General features: G+C 63.1%; 21 protein-coding genes and 1 pseudogene. 15 read left to right on the top strand and 7 right to left on the bottom strand.

What is annotated here, in order from left to right:
- Positions 1 to 317: 317 nt before the first annotated feature.
- A complete protein-coding gene (locus AC5V87_RS37445) occupies positions 318 to 1,100 on the top strand; it encodes an alpha/beta fold hydrolase (protein ID WP_495369459.1) in 783 nt (260 codons plus the stop codon).
- On the opposite strand, the gene AC5V87_RS37440 is transcribed toward AC5V87_RS37445, so the two are convergent.
- Entirely contained in the window at positions 1,097 to 1,537 is a 441-nt protein-coding gene (locus AC5V87_RS37440; protein ID WP_495369458.1) for a hypothetical protein, read from the bottom strand. The two genes, AC5V87_RS37445 and AC5V87_RS37440, sit on opposite strands and share 4 nt — an antisense overlap.
- 14 nt (positions 1,538 to 1,551) lie before the next feature.
- On the opposite strand from AC5V87_RS37440, the pseudogene AC5V87_RS37435 reads away from it, so the two are divergent.
- The 3 genes and pseudogenes from AC5V87_RS37435 to AC5V87_RS37425 all read left to right on the top strand — a co-directional run.
- Positions 1,552 to 2,241 (top strand): annotated as a pseudogene (locus tag AC5V87_RS37435) (acetate--CoA ligase family protein); the annotation flags it as partial.
- 107 nt (positions 2,242 to 2,348) lie between these two features.
- Positions 2,349 to 2,726, top strand: coding sequence for an acetate--CoA ligase family protein (locus AC5V87_RS37430; protein ID WP_495369457.1), 378 nt, complete (start codon positions 2,349 to 2,351; stop codon positions 2,724 to 2,726).
- On the top strand, positions 2,719 to 3,078 hold the full coding sequence (locus AC5V87_RS37425) for a hypothetical protein (protein ID WP_495369456.1): 360 nt from the start codon (positions 2,719 to 2,721) through the stop codon (positions 3,076 to 3,078). The genes AC5V87_RS37430 and AC5V87_RS37425 overlap by 8 nt, the downstream gene beginning before the upstream one ends.
- Positions 3,079 to 3,143: 65 nt before the next feature.
- Here the strand turns inward: AC5V87_RS37425 and AC5V87_RS37420 are convergent, their stop codons facing one another.
- On the bottom strand, positions 3,144 to 3,470 hold the full coding sequence (locus tag AC5V87_RS37420; RefSeq protein ID WP_495369455.1) for a hypothetical protein: 327 nt from the start codon (positions 3,468 to 3,470) through the stop codon (positions 3,144 to 3,146).
- A gap of 198 nt (positions 3,471 to 3,668) precedes the next feature.
- Here AC5V87_RS37420 and AC5V87_RS37415 point away from each other — a divergent pair, with 198 nt between their 5' ends.
- Positions 3,669 to 3,887 (top strand): hypothetical protein, encoded by a 219-nt coding sequence (locus AC5V87_RS37415; protein WP_235547971.1) that lies wholly within the window; start codon positions 3,669 to 3,671, stop codon positions 3,885 to 3,887.
- Between the two features lie 45 nt (positions 3,888 to 3,932).
- Here AC5V87_RS37415 and AC5V87_RS37410 read toward each other — a convergent pair whose 3' ends face one another.
- Both AC5V87_RS37410 and AC5V87_RS37405 read right to left on the bottom strand, forming a co-directional pair.
- The gene (locus AC5V87_RS37410; protein ID WP_495369454.1) at positions 3,933 to 5,738 is read right to left on the bottom strand and encodes a tetratricopeptide repeat protein; all 1,806 of its coding nucleotides are present in this window, start codon (positions 5,736 to 5,738) and stop codon (positions 3,933 to 3,935) included.
- A 313-nt stretch (positions 5,739 to 6,051) separates the two neighbouring features.
- The gene (locus tag AC5V87_RS37405; RefSeq protein WP_495369453.1) at positions 6,052 to 7,074 is read right to left on the bottom strand and encodes an LLM class flavin-dependent oxidoreductase; all 1,023 of its coding nucleotides are present in this window, start codon (positions 7,072 to 7,074) and stop codon (positions 6,052 to 6,054) included.
- A gap of 196 nt (positions 7,075 to 7,270) precedes the next feature.
- Here AC5V87_RS37405 and clcA point away from each other — a divergent pair, with 196 nt between their 5' ends.
- The 7 genes from clcA (at position 7,271) to AC5V87_RS37370 (ending at position 13,144) form a co-directional block, all read left to right on the top strand.
- On the top strand, positions 7,271 to 8,713 hold the full coding sequence (gene clcA / locus AC5V87_RS37400; protein WP_495369452.1) for a H(+)/Cl(-) exchange transporter ClcA: 1,443 nt from the start codon (positions 7,271 to 7,273) through the stop codon (positions 8,711 to 8,713).
- Between the two features lie 314 nt (positions 8,714 to 9,027).
- Positions 9,028 to 10,056 carry a transglycosylase gene (locus AC5V87_RS37395; RefSeq protein ID WP_495369451.1) on the top strand — a complete coding sequence of 343 codons (1,029 nt, stop codon included), beginning with the start codon at positions 9,028 to 9,030 and terminating at the stop codon, positions 10,054 to 10,056.
- 162 nt (positions 10,057 to 10,218) lie between these two features.
- Complete coding sequence (locus tag AC5V87_RS37390; protein WP_495369449.1) at positions 10,219 to 10,386, top strand: hypothetical protein; 168 nt, start codon at positions 10,219 to 10,221, stop codon at positions 10,384 to 10,386.
- A gap of 107 nt (positions 10,387 to 10,493) precedes the next feature.
- The gene (locus tag AC5V87_RS37385; protein ID WP_495369448.1) at positions 10,494 to 11,498 is read left to right on the top strand and encodes a c-type cytochrome; all 1,005 of its coding nucleotides are present in this window, start codon (positions 10,494 to 10,496) and stop codon (positions 11,496 to 11,498) included.
- Between the two features lie 425 nt (positions 11,499 to 11,923).
- Positions 11,924 to 12,118: a hypothetical protein gene (locus tag AC5V87_RS37380; RefSeq protein ID WP_456842155.1), complete on the top strand. Its 195-nt coding sequence runs from the start codon at positions 11,924 to 11,926 to the stop codon at positions 12,116 to 12,118.
- Between the two features lie 288 nt (positions 12,119 to 12,406).
- A complete protein-coding gene (locus tag AC5V87_RS37375) occupies positions 12,407 to 12,622 on the top strand; it encodes a hypothetical protein (RefSeq protein ID WP_456842156.1) in 216 nt (71 codons plus the stop codon).
- Positions 12,623 to 12,955: 333 nt separating this feature from the next.
- On the top strand, positions 12,956 to 13,144 hold the full coding sequence (locus tag AC5V87_RS37370; protein WP_456842157.1) for a hypothetical protein: 189 nt from the start codon (positions 12,956 to 12,958) through the stop codon (positions 13,142 to 13,144).
- A 431-nt stretch (positions 13,145 to 13,575) separates the two neighbouring features.
- Here AC5V87_RS37370 and AC5V87_RS37365 read toward each other — a convergent pair whose 3' ends face one another.
- Entirely contained in the window at positions 13,576 to 13,698 is a 123-nt protein-coding gene (locus AC5V87_RS37365) for a hypothetical protein (protein ID WP_456842158.1), read from the bottom strand.
- A gap of 237 nt (positions 13,699 to 13,935) precedes the next feature.
- Here AC5V87_RS37365 and AC5V87_RS37360 point away from each other — a divergent pair, with 237 nt between their 5' ends.
- Complete coding sequence (locus AC5V87_RS37360) at positions 13,936 to 14,118, top strand: hypothetical protein (protein WP_456842159.1); 183 nt, start codon at positions 13,936 to 13,938, stop codon at positions 14,116 to 14,118.
- Positions 14,119 to 14,274: 156 nt separating this feature from the next.
- On the opposite strand, the gene AC5V87_RS37355 is transcribed toward AC5V87_RS37360, so the two are convergent.
- Both AC5V87_RS37355 and AC5V87_RS37350 read right to left on the bottom strand, forming a co-directional pair.
- Complete coding sequence (locus AC5V87_RS37355; protein WP_456842160.1) at positions 14,275 to 14,991, bottom strand: DsrE family protein; 717 nt, start codon at positions 14,989 to 14,991, stop codon at positions 14,275 to 14,277.
- Between the two features lie 678 nt (positions 14,992 to 15,669).
- Complete coding sequence (locus AC5V87_RS37350; RefSeq protein ID WP_495369447.1) at positions 15,670 to 18,009, bottom strand: VCBS domain-containing protein; 2,340 nt, start codon at positions 18,007 to 18,009, stop codon at positions 15,670 to 15,672.
- Between the two features lie 36 nt (positions 18,010 to 18,045).
- Here AC5V87_RS37350 and AC5V87_RS37345 point away from each other — a divergent pair, with 36 nt between their 5' ends.
- On the top strand, positions 18,046 to 18,690 hold the full coding sequence (locus AC5V87_RS37345; protein ID WP_495369446.1) for a FecR family protein: 645 nt from the start codon (positions 18,046 to 18,048) through the stop codon (positions 18,688 to 18,690).
- A complete protein-coding gene (locus AC5V87_RS37340) occupies positions 18,684 to 19,514 on the top strand; it encodes a tetratricopeptide repeat protein (protein WP_456842163.1) in 831 nt (276 codons plus the stop codon). Before AC5V87_RS37345 ends, AC5V87_RS37340 begins: the two co-directional genes overlap by 7 nt.
- Positions 19,515 to 19,755: the final 241 nt, after the last annotated feature.

Genomic DNA, 19,755 nt, shown 5'->3' with positions numbered 1-19,755 from the left:
AGCCGGTGCCGACGACCATCGCGCCGTTGGGTGCCTTGCAAAATGACGAGGAATTTCAATTGTGTATGAGTTCGTGATTGCATTCTCAGGGGCGCGCCATTTCAGTCCAAAACTGGGCACCCCAGAATTTCTGCGCCGGACGATATCGTCGCACGGCTGCTCACTATTCGTAACCGCGACCGGAACGCTTGGTCGGCCACAGCATCATGGCACAGCGGCGAACCCGTGGTGCCGTCTTTATCGGCCGGGGTCCGTCACTTAGACTAGGTATTCGCCAGAGAGACGTCTGGGCATATCGGTGAATACGGAGATGACCCATGAAAGTCGTGCATGACGGCATCCGGTTGGCCTTCGACATCGCCGGGGCGGGACCGCTTGAATTCCTGTTCGTCCATGGCCTGGGCGGGGATCGCACGCATTTTGCGCCGCAGATGGAATATTTCGCCCGTCAAGGTCGGGCGTTGAACGCCGAGCTGCGGGGACATGGCGAGAGCGACAAGCCGCAACAGGCGTATTCAATCGAAGGCTTCGCCGATGATCTCGTCTTTCTGTGCAACCGACAGCAGATCACAAGGCCGGTCATCGTGGGTCAAAGCATGGGTGGCAACATGGCGCTCGAAATCGCCGCCCGCTATCCGGACTTTCCTGCGGGCCTGGTGCTGCTCGATTCAGGGGTGCTCTTCCCGGCCTCGGCAGGAGCGGTCTTTACAGGGTATCTGGAGGGCTTGAAGGGTGCGGATTTTGCGGACGAGGTCCGGAAAATCGTGGAGGACTCCTGTCTGCCGACCGACAGATGCCGCGCCCATGTCGAACAGACCTTTCTGGCGACGCCGCAGCACGTGCTGGTATCCACGTTTACAAGTCTGTTCCCTTGGGATGTGCATCGCGCGCGTGAGTGCGCGCAGGCGTGCCGGGTCCCGGTGCTCTACATCGAAGCGGCCCATCGGCTCGCGGATCTGGATCGTTTTGCGGCGCTGTGCCCGCAACTGGTCACGGCCAAAGCCGTCGGCTCCGGGCATTTCCTGTCGCTGGAAGTGCCGGAGCAGATCAACCCGATGATCGACCGGTTTATCTCGCTCTACGTGCGAAGACCCGGCTAAGCTTCGTCGCGGCAGCCGTTCGACAGACTACGAAATCGTCCGTTCGCAGTCCCCTCGAGATTAAGCACTATCACCGGATCAACGTTGTCGATCATCGACTTGGTATGGCGACAGACGATCGGCGAAACGGTCGCCATAGCTACGGACATTCCGGGTAACGCGCGCAGGTTCATGTCGACCTGGAGCGTCGTCTCGGGCAGAGGTTCGATGTCCAGCTTCAGAATTTCGCGGCCATAGACCTCGTGAAAGGCGTCGGTCCTGTCTCGTTCGGCGACGCCGAGCTGGAAAGCTCCAACGCAATCAATTCGTCGCCAATAACCAACGATCGCTCCATTGAGAGTGAGATATCCCGGCGCCCACTTGCCGCAGGAAATTGCGCGGCATTCAAGGGCCTTTGATAGTGACTTCCAATCGGAAGCGGCTGGCGTTTCAAACACGGCCAGATGCGACCATGCTGCCGGACCAACGCGCCTGCTCATGTGGCAAGGCGACCACAGGCCTCGGCGTCGCAGGCTTCGCAACGCCCGCCCCCGATGTGGAAACGGCCGCGCAATTGCGCGCATTGCAGTCAGGATCGCATGCCGCGCTCGATCGCAACCCGATCGACGTGACCCTGGCCGGCCTGCAGCCGGACCTGCTGCGCGCCGCGATCAAGATCCTGCTCGCAAGTCCCTCCTACGACGCGCTGGCGGTCATTGCCGGGTCGTCGGCGGTGGGATCGCCGGCTCTGATGGCTGATGCTATCCACGATTGCCTGCCGCTCAGCGACAAGCCCGTCATTGCCTATGTGAGCCCCTACGCGCCCGACGTGGTCTCCGTCCTCACCCGGCGCGGTGTCCCGGCCTACACCTCCGCCGAGAGCTGCGCCGCTGCACTCGACGGGCTTTTGCAGGCTGGAATGCCGAACGAGATCCAGACATCCGGCTCGATCGCGGCGACGTCCGATATCAGCGACTTTCCGGCGGGATCGCTGGATGAGGCGCAGGCGAAAGCACTCTTCGCCCGCTTCGGTATTCCGGTCGTTGCAGAGAAGGTGATAGCAACACCAGGCGAAGCCGAGCAGGCGGCGCGCGACCTCAGTGGCCGGGTCGTGCTCAAGATTCTCTCGCGCGAGATCGCGCACAAGAGCGACGTCGGCGGCGTCGCGGTCAATGTGACGGTCGAGACGATTGGCGCCCGCCTGCTGGCGATGGCTGACGAGTCGAGGCAAGAGCCGGCAAGCGGCCTGAACGCTTCCTGGTTCAGGAGATGGTGTCGAGCGGCGTCGAGATCATTCTCGGCATGCATCGCGATCCCCTGGGCACCGCGATCCTGCTCGGAACGGGCGGCGTCACCGCCGAACTGTTCAAGGACACGACGATGCGTCTGCTTCCGCCGGAAGGCGGTCTCAGCCTCGCCGAGGCGCGAGCGATAGCGCGCGATCTCGTCACATGGCCGCTGCTGGACGGTTTTCGGGGCCGGCCGAAATGCGATGTCGAAGCGCTCGCCGCAACGATCGTCGCTTTCTCGCGCATGGTTGCGCAGCTCGGCGAGCGCCTCGCGGAAGCCGAGATCAATCCGGTCTTCGTGCTGCCGGCGGGCCAGGGCGTGAAGGCAGCCGATGGATTGGTTGTTCTCAATGTCTGAACAAGATCGGATGGAGCTCCAGATGGCCTTTGGCGAACTCACCAATCACGACGGCGCTCGCGGGAAGGGTTTCGCCGTGCGGCGCTGGCTGAACCTCGCCATCCTCGCCTGTGCCGTCCTGCCGGTCGCGGCGGGGGTTGGTGCGGCGCCGGCGCGGGCCGAATTTCCCGAGAAGATCATCAAGATCGTGGTGCCCTTCGCGGCCGGCGGCGGCACCGACATCATCGCGCGAACGACGGCGCAGGAGCTGATCATGATCGGAAGCGCTCCGCAAGAGCTCGATCGCTACGTCGCGCAGGAGGAGGAGCGCTGGCGCAAGCTGGTCAAGGACGCGAACATCGAGGTGCAATAGGTTCGGCACTCCGGGCCGGAGACTCGCTGCGGCGGCGCGGGTCAGCTCCACGCCGTCGCTGGCGTTCAGCGCAGACCCTGTTCGTCGATGAGAATGCGATGGATCTCGATGCGCGCCGGCAGCTCGATCAGGAATTCCGGATCGCGCGCGAGATGATGCACCTTGTTCGGCTCGCCTTTGGTGAAGGCGGCCATGGCCGCGACGTCGGCCCAGTAGGAGATCGTCGTGAACCACGTCTCCTCATCGCGGTCCTCGCGCAATTGCTGCACGCCCAGGGCCGTCTTCATCAGCGGGGGAATGCCCTCGGCTTGCAGATAGGCCTGGTAGGCGTCAGCGACGTCGCGGCAGGTCCGGCCGCGCCAGATGCGCGCGATGGTCGGCTTGGTTGGCATATGAACTCCCTTCGCTGCAAGGAACCCGAGCGCCCAGCAACGTAACGGACGCCAAATGCGCTAGCCCCGGCATCAGTTCACATCGTCAGGTGCAGTGTTTCGTCGCAGTGGCGAAGTGAGGACGGCCTGGCGTGGGGATTTCCGGCGCCACGCGGGGAACTTCCACTTTTTCCCGACGTTGATCATGCGGCCGATGCGATGAAAAACTTTTCCAACGCTGCATTTTCCCCCGAGGTGATCGAGCTCATGACCGCCGCCCTGGAAGCTGCGGTTGCGACGCTGCCGGAGCCCGTGCATTCCTCGCATGTCAACGCGCTCGCCGAATCCATCCTCCGCACCGCCGGTGCGGGCGAACGTAACGTCGCTGACCTCCAGCGGATCGCCTTGATGGAGCTGCAGCTGGCGCCGCGCAAGTAAATCACCGCCGGCTCAATCGCCGGTGAGGCTCCTGAAAGACCACATTTAGTGCGTGCAGGATCCAAATGAGGCGGCCCGTGCGCGCAATTCGTCCCTGACACGATCGAGCACACTCTCATATTCCCGGGTCTCGGTCTGCCGGAACAGCCGCATGCTGGGATACCAGGGGCTGTCTGTTCGCTCGAGCAGCCAGCGATAGTCGGGCGTCCATGGCAGCAGGAGCCAGGTCGGACGGCCAAGGGCGCCGGCCAGATGAGCGATGCTGGTGTCGACGGTGATCACGAGATCAAGACAGCTCATCAACGCGGCGGTCTCGCTGAAATCGGTGAGGTCGGCGGTCAGGTCGACGATGTCGCTTCTCTCCCGCAGCACCGCGGCGTCGCCCGGGCGCGGCGCCTTCTGGAGGCTGACAAAAGTGGCATCGATGTCGAGGATACGGGACAGCGTCCGCAGCGGAATCGAGCGCGCGTGATCGTTGACATGGCCCGGATCGCCGGACCAGGCGAGGCCGACGCGGAGCCTGGTTCGAGGACCAAGACGATTGCCCCAGGCCTGAATACGGTCCTCCGGAGGCGAGGGCAGATACGGTGTGTCCGCCGGAATCGTATCGAGCCGGGTGCCGAAGGCGAGCGGAAGGCTGGATATCGGGCAGTGCAAATCGAAGGCCGGCAGCGTGCCTGCCGCCGACATTGGGACGCACAGGGATACGCCGCTTAGAGGCGACATCAGGCGATGCAGCGGGTCCTGGATGGCAAGAACGACGCGCGCCCCGCGCGCCGCCAGCATAGGCACGTAGCGTACGAAGTGAATGGTGTCTCCCATCCCCTCGTCCGCAGCGACCAGGATCGTCTTTCCTGCGATGTCTTCGCCACCGAGCCACATCGGTTGCGGAAACCTGGCGTATTTCGCCGAAGGCAGTTTCAACCGGGTCTGGTGCCCGCGCCAGCCGGCTTCGAAATCGCCGGTCAGGAGATGAGCCAGGGCCACGTTCCAGTCCGTTACCGTATCATTCAGCCCGAGCGCCTTCATGTGATCGGACAGCGCGAAGACCTCGTTAAAGCGATGCAGGTGGAAGAGCGCGGTCAGCTTGTTGTTGAAGGCCGCCACCAGGCGCGGCTCTATCGCGATGGCTTTTTCGAACCAAGCCAACGCCTCATCATCCCTGCCGAGCCGCCGCAGCGAAAGACCGAGATTGTTGCAGGTGTCGGCCTGGTCGGGAGCGAGCTGGTGCGCGCGCTCGCCCTCGATCGCGGACTCCTCGAACCGCTTCAGCGTGTAGAGAACCCATGCACGCGCGTGCAGCGTCGGGGCATGGTTCGGGAACAGCCTGTCGCTGAGGTCCAGATGGGCGATAGCCTCCTCGTTCCGCCCGAGCTTGTGGAGGAGAGTCCCGCTCTTGCGCAAAGTGTCGTGATGCTGCGGATCGAGCTTGAGCGCGTGCTGGAAGCTCGGCAGGGCCTGCTCGAGGCGCGACAGTTGAGTGAGGATGTCGCCGCGCTGCCGCCACAAATCGGCGTCGCCAGGCCGAAGCTGGATCGCCTTGTCGACGACGTTGAGCGCCTCCTCGAAGCGCCCATGCAGCTGCAATGCCGTTCCGAAGCTTGCAAGATATTCGGGCTTGGGTGCTCGCCGGATCGCGCGGACGATCCACTCCAGGGCGTCATTGTAGTGCTTGTCATGGAGAGACAGCAGCCCCATGAGATGCTGGGCGTCGGTGTGCTCAGCATCGATCGTCAGGGCCTGCTCGCAGCAAGCACGCGCGTCGAGATGCCGTCCGGCCCGGAGATGCTGAAGGCCCGCCTCGAAGCAGGCGGCCGGTGTCTCCATCGCTGGCACGTTGCGGGCGGTCATTGCGCTCTTGCTGACGGCGCGGCGCTAGCGGTGTCCGGCCAATTCACGATCGACGTTCGACGTTGAGCCGACGAAAATGCATGATTCTCGCGACGGTCGAAAGCTGGACAGCCGACGGTTACGATCGTCGTCGCAAGCCTCGCACAAGGAGACGGACGCGCCTGCTCGACCACGTTCTCAGATTCATGACGCTGGAGACGCGCTTAGGATCCTTTCACCTCTCCCGTAGCGAGAGGTCGGAGCGCATCGAAGATGCGATCCGGGTGAGGGGATTAGGTCTCACTGAACGCCGCGGCCCCTTACCCGGATTGTCTCACCGCCACCCAAGCGCGGGCGCGACATGGGTCAAGATCGCCTCGATCGCATGCGCGCAATAGGCGACACCGAGCTGGTTGGGAATCGTCAGCAGCAGCGTGTCGGCCTCGGCGATCGCCTCGTCCTGCCGCAGTTGCTCGATCAGCACGTCCGGCTCGGCGGCATAGGAGCGGCCGAAGATCGCGCGGGTGCGCGGATCGATGAAGCCGATCTGGTCCTCGCCGCCGCGCTCGCCGCCGAAATAGGCGCGGTCGCGATCGTCCATCAGCGCGAGGATGCTGCGGCTCACCGACACGCGCGGCTCCCGGCTGTGGCCGGCTTCCTTCCATGCGGCGCGATAGGCTCGAATCTGCGCAGCCTGCTGCACGTGAAAGGCTTCGCCGGTCTCGTCGTTCTTCAACGTCGAGCTCTGCAAATTCATGCCGAGCTTGGCCGCCCACACCGCGGTCGCATTCGAGCCGGCGCCCCACCAGATGCGTTCGCGCAGCCCTTGCGAATGCGGCTCGATGCGCAAGAGGCCCGGCGGATTGGGGAACATCGGCTGCGGATTGGGCTCGGCAAAACCTTCGCCGCGCAGGAGATCAAGGAACACTTCAGCGTGGCGGCGGCCCATGTCGGCATCGCTCTGGCCCTCGGCAGGCCGGTAGCCGAAATAGCGCCAGCCGTCGATCACCTGCTCGGGCGAGCCGCGGCTGATGCCGAGCTGAAGCCGTCCGCCGGCGATGAGATCAGCGGAGCTGGCGTCCTCCACCATGTAGAGCGGGTTCTCGTAGCGCATGTCGATCACGGCCGTGCCGATCTCGATCTTGCTCGTCTTGGCGCCGACGGCCGCAAGCAGCGGAAAGGGCGAGGCCAGCTGGCGCGCAAAGTGATGCACGCGGAAATAAGCGCCGTCCGCCCCTAACTGTTCGGCCGCAACCGCAAGGTCGATGGATTGCAGCAGCGTGTCGCTGGCAGAGCGGGTCTGCGACTGCGGCGAGGGCATCCAGTGTCCGAAGGAGAGGAATCCGATTTTTTTCATGAGGCCAAGGTAAGCATGATCGCGGGAGTTTGCGATATGTCGGCTGGAGGAAAGTTGGGCGGCGTGCGAGGCATATACACTTTTCAATTGTGCCATTTCCGACGTGCTGAATGGCGATGATGGCCGACAAGGTAAAAACCGACCGAGCGAAGTAAGGTCGATCCGAAGCCACCTTGACCTGGGGTGAGGTCCTCGCGTGTCGGTCGGAGAGGCAAGTTCTTCGGTCAGGTCAGAACTATTTTTCGGGACATTCGCCGGTGATTTCGGCAAAGATTGTCGCTTGCGAAGGCCTCGGGATCATCGACCGGCTGTGGACCATAACCCTGACCACGAGCGGCAAGTCGCAGACGAACGTCGCAGCCTGTTGGGGCTCGCGGCGATGGCTCTCATCGTCGGAGCGGCGACTGGATGTGTCGGGGCGATCTTCCGGCTTTTACTTCTCCGTGCGGATGGTCTGCGCGATGCGATGATCGCCTGGGCCCATGGCCACGCAGTCTGGGGGTTCTTCACCGTCGTCGGCGCGTGCGCCGTCGCAACCCTGGTTGCCGCGTGGATGGTGCGGCAATTCTCGCCACATGCTTCGGGCAGCGGCATTCCGCATGTCGAAGCAGTCCTGCGTGAGGAGATCCCACCGGCTCCGTTTGGTCTGGTGCCGGTGAAGTTCTTCGGCGGAATACTGGCGATCGGCTCCGGACTGGCGCTGGGCCGTGAGGGGCCGACCGTCCAGATGGGCGCCGGTATCGCGGTTTTCGCCGCGCGCGTCGGCCGGCTCTGTTGGGCGGATGCCCGGGTGCTGCTGGCGGCCGGCGCTGGCGCCGGCCTTGCAACGGCCTTCAATGCGCCGATTGCCGGGCTCGTGTTTGTGCTGGAGGAGCTGGTGCAGAGGTTCGAGCACCGTGTTGCCGTCGCTGCCCTTGCCGCTCTCGCAACGGCGATACCGGTCGCAAGACTGCTGCTCGGTGACGCACCCGACTTCCAGGTCGCGCCGCTGAGCTATCCTAGGTTTGAATCCGCGCCGCTGTTCCTGGCCCTGGGCGGCATCGCGGGTCTGCTGGCGGTCGCATACAATCGCACCCTGCTCGCGACCATCGCGGTTCGTGACCGATTTGGACGGCTGCCGATCGAGCTCCGCGCCGGATTGATCGGCGCAAGCGTCGGCACATTGGCCTGGTTCTCGCCCGAGCTGATCGGTGGCGGAGATCAGATCACGCAGCGCGCGTTGATCGGCTATGAGAATGCGGGGATCCTTGGGTTCGCGTTCCTGATCCGATTCGCGCTCGGCGCTCTCTCATACGCGGCCGGCACGCCCGGCGGGTTGTTCGCACCCTTGCTCGTGCTGGGAGCCCAGTCCGGGCTGCTGTTCGGACAGGCTTGCCGCGTTGCATTCCCGGCGCTCTCGATCCAGCCGGAAGCATTTGCATTGGTGGGCATGGCCGCTCTCTTCACCGGCGTCGTGCGCGCGCCGGTGACGGGCATCGTCCTCGTCGCCGAAATGACGGGCAACGTGACGATGCTGCTGCCGATGCTGGGCGCCTGCTTCATGGCGATGCTGCTGCCCATGCTGCTGGGCAATGCACCGATCTACGAGTCCCTTCGTGAGCATACGCTGCGCCTGGAGCGGCAGATCAGACAGAGATGAGATCGGAAATTCCTGAGCCGCGTTTCGCGTGCGCATCGCGACAAATTCCGCCTGAGGCCTCGATGCCGGCCGTGAGGGGTAAACCCGACGCCAATTTGACCGCAGCGAACGGACGAGATTGACCTATAGCCGACCCCACGAGCGTCTCCCGCCAGGGACCACCTGTGACGCAAAGGACACATCGACTTGCGAGGCAGAAAGCCTGGTCCCGTTCACCACATTTAAACCGCAAGATTCTAGGAAGAGTGCTCATCCACAGGCCGCAGGAACATGCGAACAGCCTTTGTACAGAAGCCATCCGTGGACTTCGGGCGATGAAGGTTTGGCAGACCAGCTGCATCGTGGCTGTTGTCGCATCCGTGGGACTTTGTCTGGCCGCCGGTAGCAGACCGGCCGCCACAGTATCGGATGTCATGCCGGAAGCGGCAGCGAACATAGCGGCTCCTGCGAACACGGTGACGCCTGCCTTGTACGCAGAGGCATCCGCCAGACTTGCGGCAGCGCTTCGGGCAGAAAGAGCAGAGCTTGGCGCGCTGACGTCGGCAGGTTCCGGGCCGTTGAGGGCCGATGCCGAGATCGTCGATGAACCCGTCGCGCCAAAATTGGCGTCGTTGGGACAGGATGTCGTCCAACCGTTGCCGCCAGAACGCGATGCGTCCAACGATGCTCCGAAAGCGGCGTCGACGCGGGATTTCCGTTATCTGGTCTACTACGTCTGGTCCGAACTGCCGCCCGCCGAGAAACCGGCGGAGATCGTCTTGCGTGCGTTCAAGGACATTTCGGTCGGAACGCCGGCCGAAGAGATCAAGCGCGCTTCCGACGCGTTTGGTCTTGATTTCAATTTCATGATGGCGGTTGCCAAGATCGAATCCGGTTTCAACCCCAATCAACGCACCGGGTCGTATATCGGCCTGTTTCAACTGAGCCAATATGAGTTCGGAAAGTTCGGCTTCGGGCAGATTCGCAGTCCGCGGGACAACGCCGTTGCGGCCGCCTACAAAATCATTACCGAAGGCGTCCAGTTCGAGTGGATCACGCACCGGACGCCGGACATGAGCGATCTTTACCTGATCCATCAGCAGGGCTGGGAAGGTGCCGCTGAGCACATCAGCCGTCCCGCTCGCACCGCCTGGAAATCAATGTGCGCCACCAGCGAAGGCAAGGAGAAGGGTGAGCGGTGGTGCAAACGCGCGATTTGGGGCAATGCACTTCCGGCCTTCAAGCGCACCTGGAAATCGGTGGACAACGTGACGTCAGAGGCGTTCGTCGGCATGTGGCGCGGCCGGGTTGCCGAATTCTACACGAAATATGTGGCGACTGCCGCTGCGGCGGCAAGCCAATAATTCCGTTGTCGGCGCGGCCCCACCACGCTTGCATTGCCTTTAGCCGCCGTGGCGAAACAGATCCAGCTGGGTAGACCAAGTCGGCTCAAGGCCCATGGCTAACGCTAGCTCATAGCGTCGCGAAGTCGGCTTGCTGATGGTGACCCGAACAGGGCGATGCAAGTGGCTAAGGCCGATTTTGTCCCGAACGCGACATCGGGCTCTTCCACCAACCTGCTGATGCGAATAAGCTATACGCCTGACCGCGGGATCGGCAATGACGCGGCGCGGGTTGATCACGTTGGCCGCAGCGGCTGCGACCACTTGGCGGCCGCAAATGGCTTCGCCTAGCCAAGAACGGCACTTCCAATTTGTACTGGTGGACGGTCGAGAAAAGATGAAGACCTCTGCTTTTTAGCTTTCCCTATTCACGTAGGTCTTTTTTGCAGGAGGTAAATTTGAAACCAGCAAAGAAGAATTTGCTTTATGCGCTGATCCTGTTGCCAATGGCGATGTACGCAAGCAGAGATGGGTTTACACAAAGTGTTGCTCCATCTGCTGGCTCTGCTCCTGGTGAGGTTCCTGCCTGGGCCTTTTTGTGGGATCCGAATGTCAAAGTGCCGCCACCGGACGACCGGCCTAACACTCTCCCCGGCAGTAGCGCCGCATTCAGCTGGAGACAGGCCCGTGACCTTTTTGTGGCGCCCGATTGGCATCCCGACGCCCATCCTCTGATGCCGGATGTCGTCGCGTACGGACGCAAGCCAAACGTTCGCGCTTGCGGATCATGTCATCGTGTCGAGGGGACCGGTGGTCCGGAGAATGCAAGCCTCGCCGGCCTACCAGTCGAGTATTTTATCCAACAGATCGCCGCCTTTAAGAGCGGGGCCAGAAAAATGTCCGGCCCTCAGAGGCCTTCTACGCAACTGATGCTGGCGTCAGTCAAGGACCTGACTGACGACGAACTTCGCGCCGCAGCGGATTACTTCGCCTCGCTTAAGCCCAAGCGGGTTATCAAAGTCGTGGAGAGCGAGACGATCCCGAAAACGGGCCCGTCGCGCTTATTTTACGTGAAGAGCTTAGATGGAGGCACCGAGGCGCTCGGCCAGCGCATCGTCGAGATGCCGGACGATGTAGACCAGTTTGAACTTCGCGACTCACGAGCTACGTTCACGGCCTATGTGCCGGTTGGAAGCGTGACAAAAGGTGAGGCACTGGCGCGGACTGGTGGCTCGGGGACCACCATAGCCTGCAGCCTTTGTCACGGGCCGGAATTGAAGGGCCTCAACCCCGCTCCACCAATCGCAGGGCGCTCGCCAACCTACATCGTGCGCCAACTCTACGAGTTTCAGCAAGGTGGCCGGGCAGGCGGCGCAAGTGCTCTCATGAAAGAGACTGTCGAGAAGCTCTCTCAGGACGATATGATCGCCCTTGCAGCTTACGTCGGCTCGCTTGATCCCTAGAGGAACATAGAAGCTCGGTTGCTCGCGCCGTTCTCGGCAGCTTAGCTCTGGAGCATGGATCTGTTCTGGCCCACGTCCGCTTCTGGCTCCGCTGCTGACCCTCGCATGAGCGAGTAGGTTAGACCGGAAATAGCCCTAAGCGGGGACGAAGTCGCAGATTCACCCCGAGCCGACATCGGGCGTCCCCCGCGCGAAGGGATGATCAGAACGAACGCTCGCCTTGCAAGCGGCGGGAACCAAATGGGCGGGGCTAAGTTGATCGTCCCGGTTCATGCCTCGATAACGTGATGCCGACACGGGCCTCAGCTTGGTTCCAGCCGCGGAGCTGAGGCCTTTTTGTCGCCTGTGTACATTTTTGTACAAAGCACCGGAACGCAGTCCGGGTTTCTGACTCATCCCACGGGACTTCAACGGGATAAAAAGACGTGCCGCGTTACACCTCCTTCGCCCGAGAGGCGGCAGCAACGCTGCTGCGAATGGCCAAAACAACAAAGGACCCGCAGGTTGCGTCGGGATTGATCCAGCGAGCGGCCGACCTGAAGGACCGCACGGGCGAGTTGCCCGCGGTTGATATCGAGATGGCCGCCCAAGAGCCAAAAAAGCCGCTAACGAAGAACTAAGGTCGACTTACGCGGCCGCCGCTTTCATTTCGGAACTCATGTCAAGAAATGGCCCCAGCTCCGGGCAGGGGATGAAGCTGGGGCCGATTGGGGTCACCCTCTTGGGGAAGGGCATCGGGAAAACTCGGAAATCCGCAAAGCGTTCCCTGTCTTCCGTGTTTTCCGCCGCATTCTGCCATTGCTCGGGGCTGAAGCTCCAAATTGGATTTGTAAGTGACCTGAAATGCTTGCTAGCATTCCGCTTGGCGAGCCTCCCTGAAATGAGGGTGGCTAACGGGGCTAGAAGCTATGCCGATCAATCGGCTTTTGGGAAATGCCAGCTCGGCAGACGCTGAACGACTCCGTCAGGCGTTCGCTGCTGCGCTGAAATCACTACATTTGGTCGATCGCAACGATCCGGTCTGCGAGATCGTGGCGCGGAAGGTAATCGAGATCGACGCCGCGGGCACTCATGACCCGGACGAGATCGCGAAGACGGCCGCGAGAGAACTCGGCCCCACTTGAGGCCGCCCCGAAAGGCGGCCTCATCGTCCCTTCAGAAAGATACCGGTCGCTAGTCGCGACGGTGATGGTGTTCGTGGTGCGCGTGCCGGACGCCTCCACTTCCGGAGTGCGGAATTGCGTTGACGGGGGGCTGGCAGGCGCTGACCACGGCAGCAAGTCTGACGCACCTTGCGAGGCACGTCTCCTAGGGAATGCTGCTCCTGCGCCAGCTCGGCTTCGATCTAGAGCCTTCGTCCCCCTCTGACGGAACATCGGGATCCTTCGAAGCTGCGCGAAACATTCCCAACGCCTGTAACTTATGTGAATCGTGGGGCCAAATCGAAAGGTCGCGATATGGAACCGACCACCCGAATATCAGACCACATCGACCGTAAGACGGCGCGGTCGATCTGCGACGAGGTGGGTGACCGATTGCAACGGGACTTATCTCTCGAAGCTTCGCTGCCGCCCTATCTCGAACGTCTCGTCGATGAATTGCGCAAGCAGGAGCGTCATCAAATTGTGCGTCGGCACGCCTGCTGACCATTTGCTTCACGCGCGGCCACGGTGACGCCGGAAAGTTTGCGCGACTAGCCGCCGAACACAGCAGAGCGGCCGAACACGCTTCTGAATCGCATTCTCGCGACCGGCTTCAGATGCTGGCGGACGGTTATGGAGCGATCTCGAAAGGAGTAAGGCCGCCTCCGTTGGCGGGCCTCTTTCACTGCGAATGTCACCTGTTGGGCCCTTGGCTGACGAAGGCTCAGCCGATTGGAGATCTGCTGTTTGGCAGTAAGCCGAACGCGGGGCGGCACCTGCCCCGACCGCCGCTTTTGACCCAGGGCGGCATTCTGCTCCCGGCCGAGTCAGGATATACTACGGGCATCACCGGCTAAGGCTAGGCCAGGCGTCGGTGGCTGAGAGACCGATTGTGCTCCCGCCTGACAGGGAGCGGTCCCATGCCCCACCGCCGTTTATTTGCTGATCGCGCCATGCACCTTCGCCACCTGGAGCAGGCGGAGCGCCACGTTGCCCAAGGTGAGCGACGGATCGCCGAGCAAGAGGATCTCATTGATGAGCTTGCGCGTCGCGGCCATGACTTAACGGCGGCTAGAAGCCTGCTTCACAGTTTTTGCACGAGCCAAGACCTCTTCATCCAGCACCGAGACCAAATCCTAGAAGCGCTGGAACCGTAAGCCCCAGACCAAGCCGATCCTTTTTGGAGGTCCGCAGTTGGGCCGCGGCTGACCCTAGCTCGCAGCGTTGCAGCAGATGGAACGCTTGGACTGAACGTCCATTAATGAACAGAAATGCACCAGTTGGGAGCTTGCATCATGGGTATCGAGCGCTGGCACCCGCCCAAATATTGGCAGATGCGCGCGGAAGAGTTTCGTGCAAAGGCGGACAATGCCGAGCATAGCCAGACGAGGGAAACGCTGCGCAAGGTTGCCAAGAACTATGACGATCTGGCGCAGCGTGCCGAACGCATCCGCACCGTCCAAGATCTAGCAGAGTAAGTCCGCTTCGGCATGGGATGTCGCAAGTGGCGCTTAGGAAACGGCTTGCAGCGATCTAAAAAACGGCGCCATTTGCAAAGTAAGGTGCGGCCGTTTCGATCTGCTGAAGCGGACTGAATTTTCTCACCGCGGCCAGGGCGAACTAGAGATGTCCGCTCACGGCTTTACGTAGGTCCAGCCCGTCTCCTGCAGTTCCATCACGCGCACCACGCCTGACTTTACCACCTGCGCCTGAGAAACAATCGGTATGTCCTTGTGCTCGGCTTCGTGCATCTTTTGTTGGGTGTTACCGCAAGCCTTGAATGATATCTCCGGCATGCTCAGCGCCATTTGCTCAATGCGAGCTTTCACCGGCGACGTGTCATCGCGAAGCATATGCAGTCCGGGCCCGAACGTGATCACCTCGATTTTCACTTTCTCCCCGAGCTCCCCATAATGTTGCGTAACGTTCGTGGCGTTGTTCAACGCGAGATTCATCGCGGCAGGGTCATTCGTGTTGACCTGGAGGATCAAACGGTGCGTTTTGGAAGCGGGTTCGTCCCGGGCCATCGCCTCGAGCGCGGATCGCTTCCGCGGCTGTTTGGCAGCGAACCGTTTCGTCGTTTTTTTCACTAGCGATCGCCCCTGCGGGGCTCGATTGGTCTGGGTCATTTCGGAGATTGGAACTGAGGGCGTTGTCAGCGCCGGGTATGGGGCCGGCGTCATTGTTGTCGGCTCGGAATATTGCGCTGACGGTCTCCAGTATGAGCCGGCGCTCGTCGTTTTCGGCACCCAGTATCGTCCGCCTTGCTCTGCCGCAGCCATCGGCGCGGCAAGCAGGACCGCGAAGGCTCCCATAATTGCGGCTTTCGCAATGTGATGCGAGATGCTCATCGTATGTCTCCCTCGTAGACTTGCTGAGATAGTCAAATAGACAAGCGTTTCGCGCGGCATGTCGCCCGGCATTGCGCGACATCGCGGTCATCCAATCGAAAGTATGTGAGCGGTGTGAGCACCGAAGCCGACGCCCGGCTTCGTATCGCAGACACGCCTACCGCGCTCTGCGCCTCGTTGATGAGGTCGCTAGTCGCATGAATATCGCTGCGGCCTTCGATTGTCGGTTTGGCATCGCCGCAAGTGCAATTGGTTGAGAGCCCGCGTCTAAATTCGCTCGACTTTCTTTCGTGATGGAGAGCTTGCGGACGAAGGCTTTGCTCTCGTTCCACCGATCAGTGACTTCCATGTATCGCTGCAAAGGCACAGCAGTGTTATGCCCTCGACTATGCGCTCTCCTATGCCTCTTAGGGAGAACTCACCTGTCCATTTCGGGGTAGGCTGGGTACCGGCCAGCCTCAAGAGACATGTTCCACGTCTCGCGCGGCGAATTTGGACTTATGACGGGAAGCATCCCTCCAACGCGTTGATGACGCGAGGCGCTCGGCAGTTTCGTGCCGGCGCTGCTGGAGGTCGTCCATCGTCTTCGCGTTTCCGGTGCAATAGGATGCAATACGATTCGTGGCGACCACAAGAGCGGGTGCGGAAAACGCAAAGCCCTGAAGGCAAACCGGCCTCTCAGACGATAAAGTCGTGATGCGGCGCCGGGAGAGGCGGGCCGCCGTGGACGATGCCGTCGAAATGTCCGGCGAAATGCCAGACGTCCGACCCGGGTTCGGTCGGAAGCGCCGCGGGCGCGTCCGCCTGGGCGTCCGGCGGGACCGGATCCGGCGGCGCGGCGGCTGCGCTCGCTGGAGCGCGCGGGCCCGCGTCCTCCCTGAAATGGAAGGACTGCTCGTGCGGATCGCCGGCGCCCTGGATCGCCACCGTCACGACCTGGGGCGTGCCGTCGATGGTCGTCACGGTGAAGCAGTCGATCAACACGTCGCAGGATCGCAGGGCCTCGACCGCCGGATTGGCCGGATCGAGCGTATAGGTCCAGACGCCTCCGGCGGTCATGGTGAAGCTGCCGTAGCCATGCTCGCTCGCCTGCGGGCACGCCGTCGCCGTGAAGGTGTCGTCCGGATTGTCCACGTCCTTGTCGGTCAGGGTGCCGCAGGCGCTCGGCGGCGGGGCGCAGGGGTTGCTCGGCTCGATCACCCGTCCGTAGGCCTGGCCGCAGATCGTCGCCGCGTCGTTGCTGCCTTCGATCGTGACCGTCACCAATTGCGCGGTCCCGTCTGCGGTCTTCATGGTGAAGCTGTCGGTAAGGCTGTCGCCGACGTTGAGCGCCTGGACCGCGCAATTGCCATTGTCGAGCGCGTAGGTCCAGTGGCCGTCGGCTGTCATCGTGAAACTGCCGTAGCCGTGATCGCTCGTCTCGGGACACGGCACCGCCTCGAAGTCGTCCGGAGGTCCGTCGACGTCGATGGCCGTCAGCACGCCGACCGCGACCGGGACGCCGTGATCCGAATTGTGGACTCCGCCGGCCTCGACCACGCGGCCATGCGTGTCTCCGGATACGACGGACGGGTCGTCGGCGCCCTGGATCGTCACCGTGATCGTCTGCGGCGTGCCGCCGATCGTGGTCACGGTGAAGCTATCGGTCGCCGTGTCGCAAGCCTTCAGCGCCAGCACCGCCGGGTTCGCGTCGTCCAGCGTGTAGGTCCAGTGTCCGTCGGTCGTCATGGTGAACGTACCGTAGCCGTGGTCGCTGGCGTGCGGGGTGCTCACCGCCGTGAACGTGTTGGCGGGATCATCGACGTCGGTGTCCGTCAGCGTGCCGCTCGCGGCCGGCGCGGCAAAGGCATCGTGATTGGCGGCGAAGGCCGCGGCGAAAGTCATCGCAACCGCGGCGACCGACCCGGCTGTGGCGCCGGAGATCACGGACGCGTCGTCCGTGCCGTTGATGTCGATACTGAAGGTCTGGCTCGCGGATGCGAAGCCGTCGGAGGCCGTGATCGTGAAGTTGTCGGTGCTCGGCGCCTTCAGCGCGTTGATGGCGTCGTCGTTCGGAACGTAGGTGTAAGCGCCGGTATGGCTGTTCACGTAGAGGACGCCGAAGGATCCGGGCTTCTCGACGTCGAAGCTCGCGCCGGCGATCGTGAAAGCGCCGACGATCCCGCCGGCGATGCCGAAGGTCAGCGCGGCGCCGGAGCTGGAGCTCGTGGCCGAGAAGCTGCCGCTGCTCGCGGAGAACTCGTCGAATCTGAAGGTGTCGATTTCGACAACCCCTGCGCCTAGCGTCAGCGTCGGCGGCGAATGGAGCGGCGGGTCCGGGACGAGGCTCGCGGGGACCACGAGCGAGGGCAGCCCGTGCTGCAACGCCGGGACGTCCGGCTCGATCAGGTTGATCGGCTGCGGCGACTGATCGCCTGTCTCGCCCGGCGGCGTGCTGGATCCGGGCGGCCTGTTCTCCTTCAAATAGTTCGCGAGCACGTCCTGCTGCTGGCTCTGCAGATCCTCCATCCGCGAGGCGTTGTTGGCGACCTGGGTGAGGCCGACCGACGACCCGTGCCTTTCGAGCACAACCGTCTGCCCGGGGTCATCGACGATGATGTGGCGTGGCACGGCCTCCTTGGTGATGAGCTCGAAGGAGCCGTGCGCGAAGTCTTTGTAGGTGATGTCACCGCGGTCGAACAGCGCGAGATCGGGATCGGCGCCCCAGGCCTCCTTCAGCGCCGACAGCATCAGCGCCACGAACGACATCCCGCCGGTCAGGACTGCCGCGCCAAATCGGCTACCGGGCGGCGGCGCGTCCGGCCGCCGGCGGAGGTCGTCAAACATCCGTGCGGGCGACATTCCGAGGCCTCGCATGTTGTCGTCTCGATGGTGTGATGCCGCCACATCCGCCCCGATACCGCGCCCGGGAATACTCCATTTCGGCGAGCTCACGCGCGCTGAAAGCAAGCCCATGCTGACTATTAAGGGGTACTCCGCCGGACGGCGCTGGTCCGCCGTCCGGCGCTCTGCCATCATTCGATGGGGCTCTTCTCGTGCGAGGGGAGCGTATGCATGAAGGGACGACGGACGATGGCGAGCCTCGCGGGCCTGTGGCTCGCCCTGGCGGGGTCTCAATCCGTGCCGGCGCAGAGCGGATCCGCCGACCTCAGGCCTATCGGCAAGATCGTGACCGCCGCCGGCAAGGTGGCGGTCGAACATGCCTCCGCGACTGTCGCGCAGGCCGTCCTCTCCGACGACAAGGCTGGCGTGAAGGTCGGCGATCCCGTCTACCGTGGAGACGTGGTCAAGACCGGGGCCGACGGCAAGCTCGGCATCAATTTCGCCGACGGCAGCTCGTTCAACCTGTCCAGCAACGCCAGCATGGAGCTGAACGAATTCGTCTACGATCCTGACGCGAAATCGAACGCGAGTCTCTTCAGCCTGACCAGGGGGACCGTCACCTTCGTCGCCGGCGCCGTGGCCAAGAATGGCGACATGAAGGTCGATACTCCTGTGGCGACCATGGGAATCCGAGGCACCACGCCGCATATCGAGGTCTCTGACGACGGCAGCGTCAGGTTCGCCACCCTCATCGAGGAGGGCAAGGACCGCGTACTCGACAAGAGCGGCGTTCCGAAGCGCCGTGCGGCGGTCCCGCCGGCCCCGGGCCGGGAGCGCAGGGCCGATCGCGGCACCGGCGTCTGCCGGGGATGCTGAGCGCGCGCCTCGCGGCCGCGTCCTTCCTGCTCATGGCGCTGACGCCAGCGGCGGCGCAGAAGCCGAACGAGCCGCAGTTCCGGAACATCGAGCTGTGCAACAGCGCCGCTGCGCCGCAGACGAGGATCGAGGCCTGCTCGGCCTTCATCGAGGCCGGCCGGGGCGGACCGTCGTCGCTGGCCACGGCCTACGACAACCGCGGCATCGCCTATGCCGAGAAGGCCGACTACGACCGCGCCGTCGCCGACTTCGAGAGCGCCATCACGATCGACCCGCGCTCCGCCAGGTCCCTGAACAACCGCGGCGCGGCCCGCCTCAGAAGGGGCGACTACGACGCCGCGATCGAGGACCTCGACCGGGCCGTCGACCTGCGGCCGGACTACGCCAGGGCTCTCGCCAACCGCGCTGAGGCCTGGCTGAAGAAGGGCGATCCGGGGCGCGCGGAGCGCGACTACGCCGAGGCGGTGCGCCTGAACGCCGACCTGGAGGGAGCCTGGAGCGGACTTTGCTGGATCCGGGCGAGCACGGGAGATCCGCAAGCCGCGGTGGCCGCGTGCGACCGGGCCGTCGCAGGCGGCGCGCACACGGCCGCGACCTACGATTCGCGCGCGCTGGCCTACCTGAGGACGGGACGCCTGGAGGCCGCGATCGCCGACTATGATGCGGCCCTGCGCATCGATCCGAACTTGGCCCTCGCACTGTACGGCCGGGGGCTCGCGAAGATCAGGCGCGGCGAGACCGCATCCGGTGACGCCGACATCGCAGCCGCGAAGGCCGCAAGGCCGGACGTCGTCGAGGAGTTCGCACGCTACGGCGTGCGCTAAAGCATGATCCGGACCCGGAGGGCTGCGTTGGCGCGAAGTGCGCAGCGGTTTTCCGAAAGGATCATGCGCAAACAACATGCTAAAGCGCGATGACGATTCATCCTGATCTCATCGCGCTTTCGATTTAAGCGGAAGGGCGGGGTAGACGGACTGGCCGTCGCCAGGAACGCGTCGTTGTGGAGCGCCAGCGTCTCTCGGGCAGGGCTATCGCATATGCGGATAATGCTGCAGGTTCGATGTG

It is taken from the genome of Bradyrhizobium sp. SOJA106 (assembly GCF_059448745.1).
Note: the sequence above shows the minus strand (reverse complement) of the source record. Positions and strands in the feature narration are given on the sequence as shown.

Excerpts from the sequence above, each read along its gene's own strand:
- AC5V87_RS37445 (WP_495369459.1), top strand. The coding sequence starts at position 318 with ATGAAAGTCGTGCATGACGGCATCCGGTTGGCCTTCGACATCGCCGGG.
- AC5V87_RS37420 (WP_495369455.1), bottom strand. The coding sequence starts at position 3,470 with ATGCCAACCAAGCCGACCATCGCGCGCATCTGGCGCGGCCGGACCTGC.
- AC5V87_RS37345 (WP_495369446.1), top strand. The coding sequence starts at position 18,046 with ATGAAGGGACGACGGACGATGGCGAGCCTCGCGGGCCTGTGGCTCGCC.
- AC5V87_RS37415 (WP_235547971.1), top strand. The coding sequence starts at position 3,669 with ATGAAAAACTTTTCCAACGCTGCATTTTCCCCCGAGGTGATCGAGCTC.
- AC5V87_RS37355 (WP_456842160.1), bottom strand. The coding sequence starts at position 14,991 with ATGAGCATCTCGCATCACATTGCGAAAGCCGCAATTATGGGAGCCTTC.
- AC5V87_RS37340 (WP_456842163.1), top strand. The coding sequence starts at position 18,684 with ATGCTGAGCGCGCGCCTCGCGGCCGCGTCCTTCCTGCTCATGGCGCTG.
- AC5V87_RS37365 (WP_456842158.1), bottom strand. The coding sequence starts at position 13,698 with ATGGCCGCGACGCGCAAGCTCATCAATGAGATCCTCTTGCTCGGCGAT.
- AC5V87_RS37370 (WP_456842157.1), top strand. The coding sequence starts at position 12,956 with ATGGAACCGACCACCCGAATATCAGACCACATCGACCGTAAGACGGCG.
- AC5V87_RS37350 (WP_495369447.1), bottom strand. The coding sequence starts at position 18,009 with ATGATGGCAGAGCGCCGGACGGCGGACCAGCGCCGTCCGGCGGAGTAC.
- AC5V87_RS37395 (WP_495369451.1), top strand. The coding sequence starts at position 9,028 with ATGAAGGTTTGGCAGACCAGCTGCATCGTGGCTGTTGTCGCATCCGTG.
- AC5V87_RS37425 (WP_495369456.1), top strand. The coding sequence starts at position 2,719 with ATGTCTGAACAAGATCGGATGGAGCTCCAGATGGCCTTTGGCGAACTC.
- AC5V87_RS37405 (WP_495369453.1), bottom strand. The coding sequence starts at position 7,074 with ATGAAAAAAATCGGATTCCTCTCCTTCGGACACTGGATGCCCTCGCCG.
- AC5V87_RS37360 (WP_456842159.1), top strand. The coding sequence starts at position 13,936 with ATGGGTATCGAGCGCTGGCACCCGCCCAAATATTGGCAGATGCGCGCG.
- AC5V87_RS37410 (WP_495369454.1), bottom strand. The coding sequence starts at position 5,738 with ATGACCGCCCGCAACGTGCCAGCGATGGAGACACCGGCCGCCTGCTTC.
- AC5V87_RS37375 (WP_456842156.1), top strand. The coding sequence starts at position 12,407 with ATGCCGATCAATCGGCTTTTGGGAAATGCCAGCTCGGCAGACGCTGAA.
- AC5V87_RS37430 (WP_495369457.1), top strand. The coding sequence starts at position 2,349 with ATGGTGTCGAGCGGCGTCGAGATCATTCTCGGCATGCATCGCGATCCC.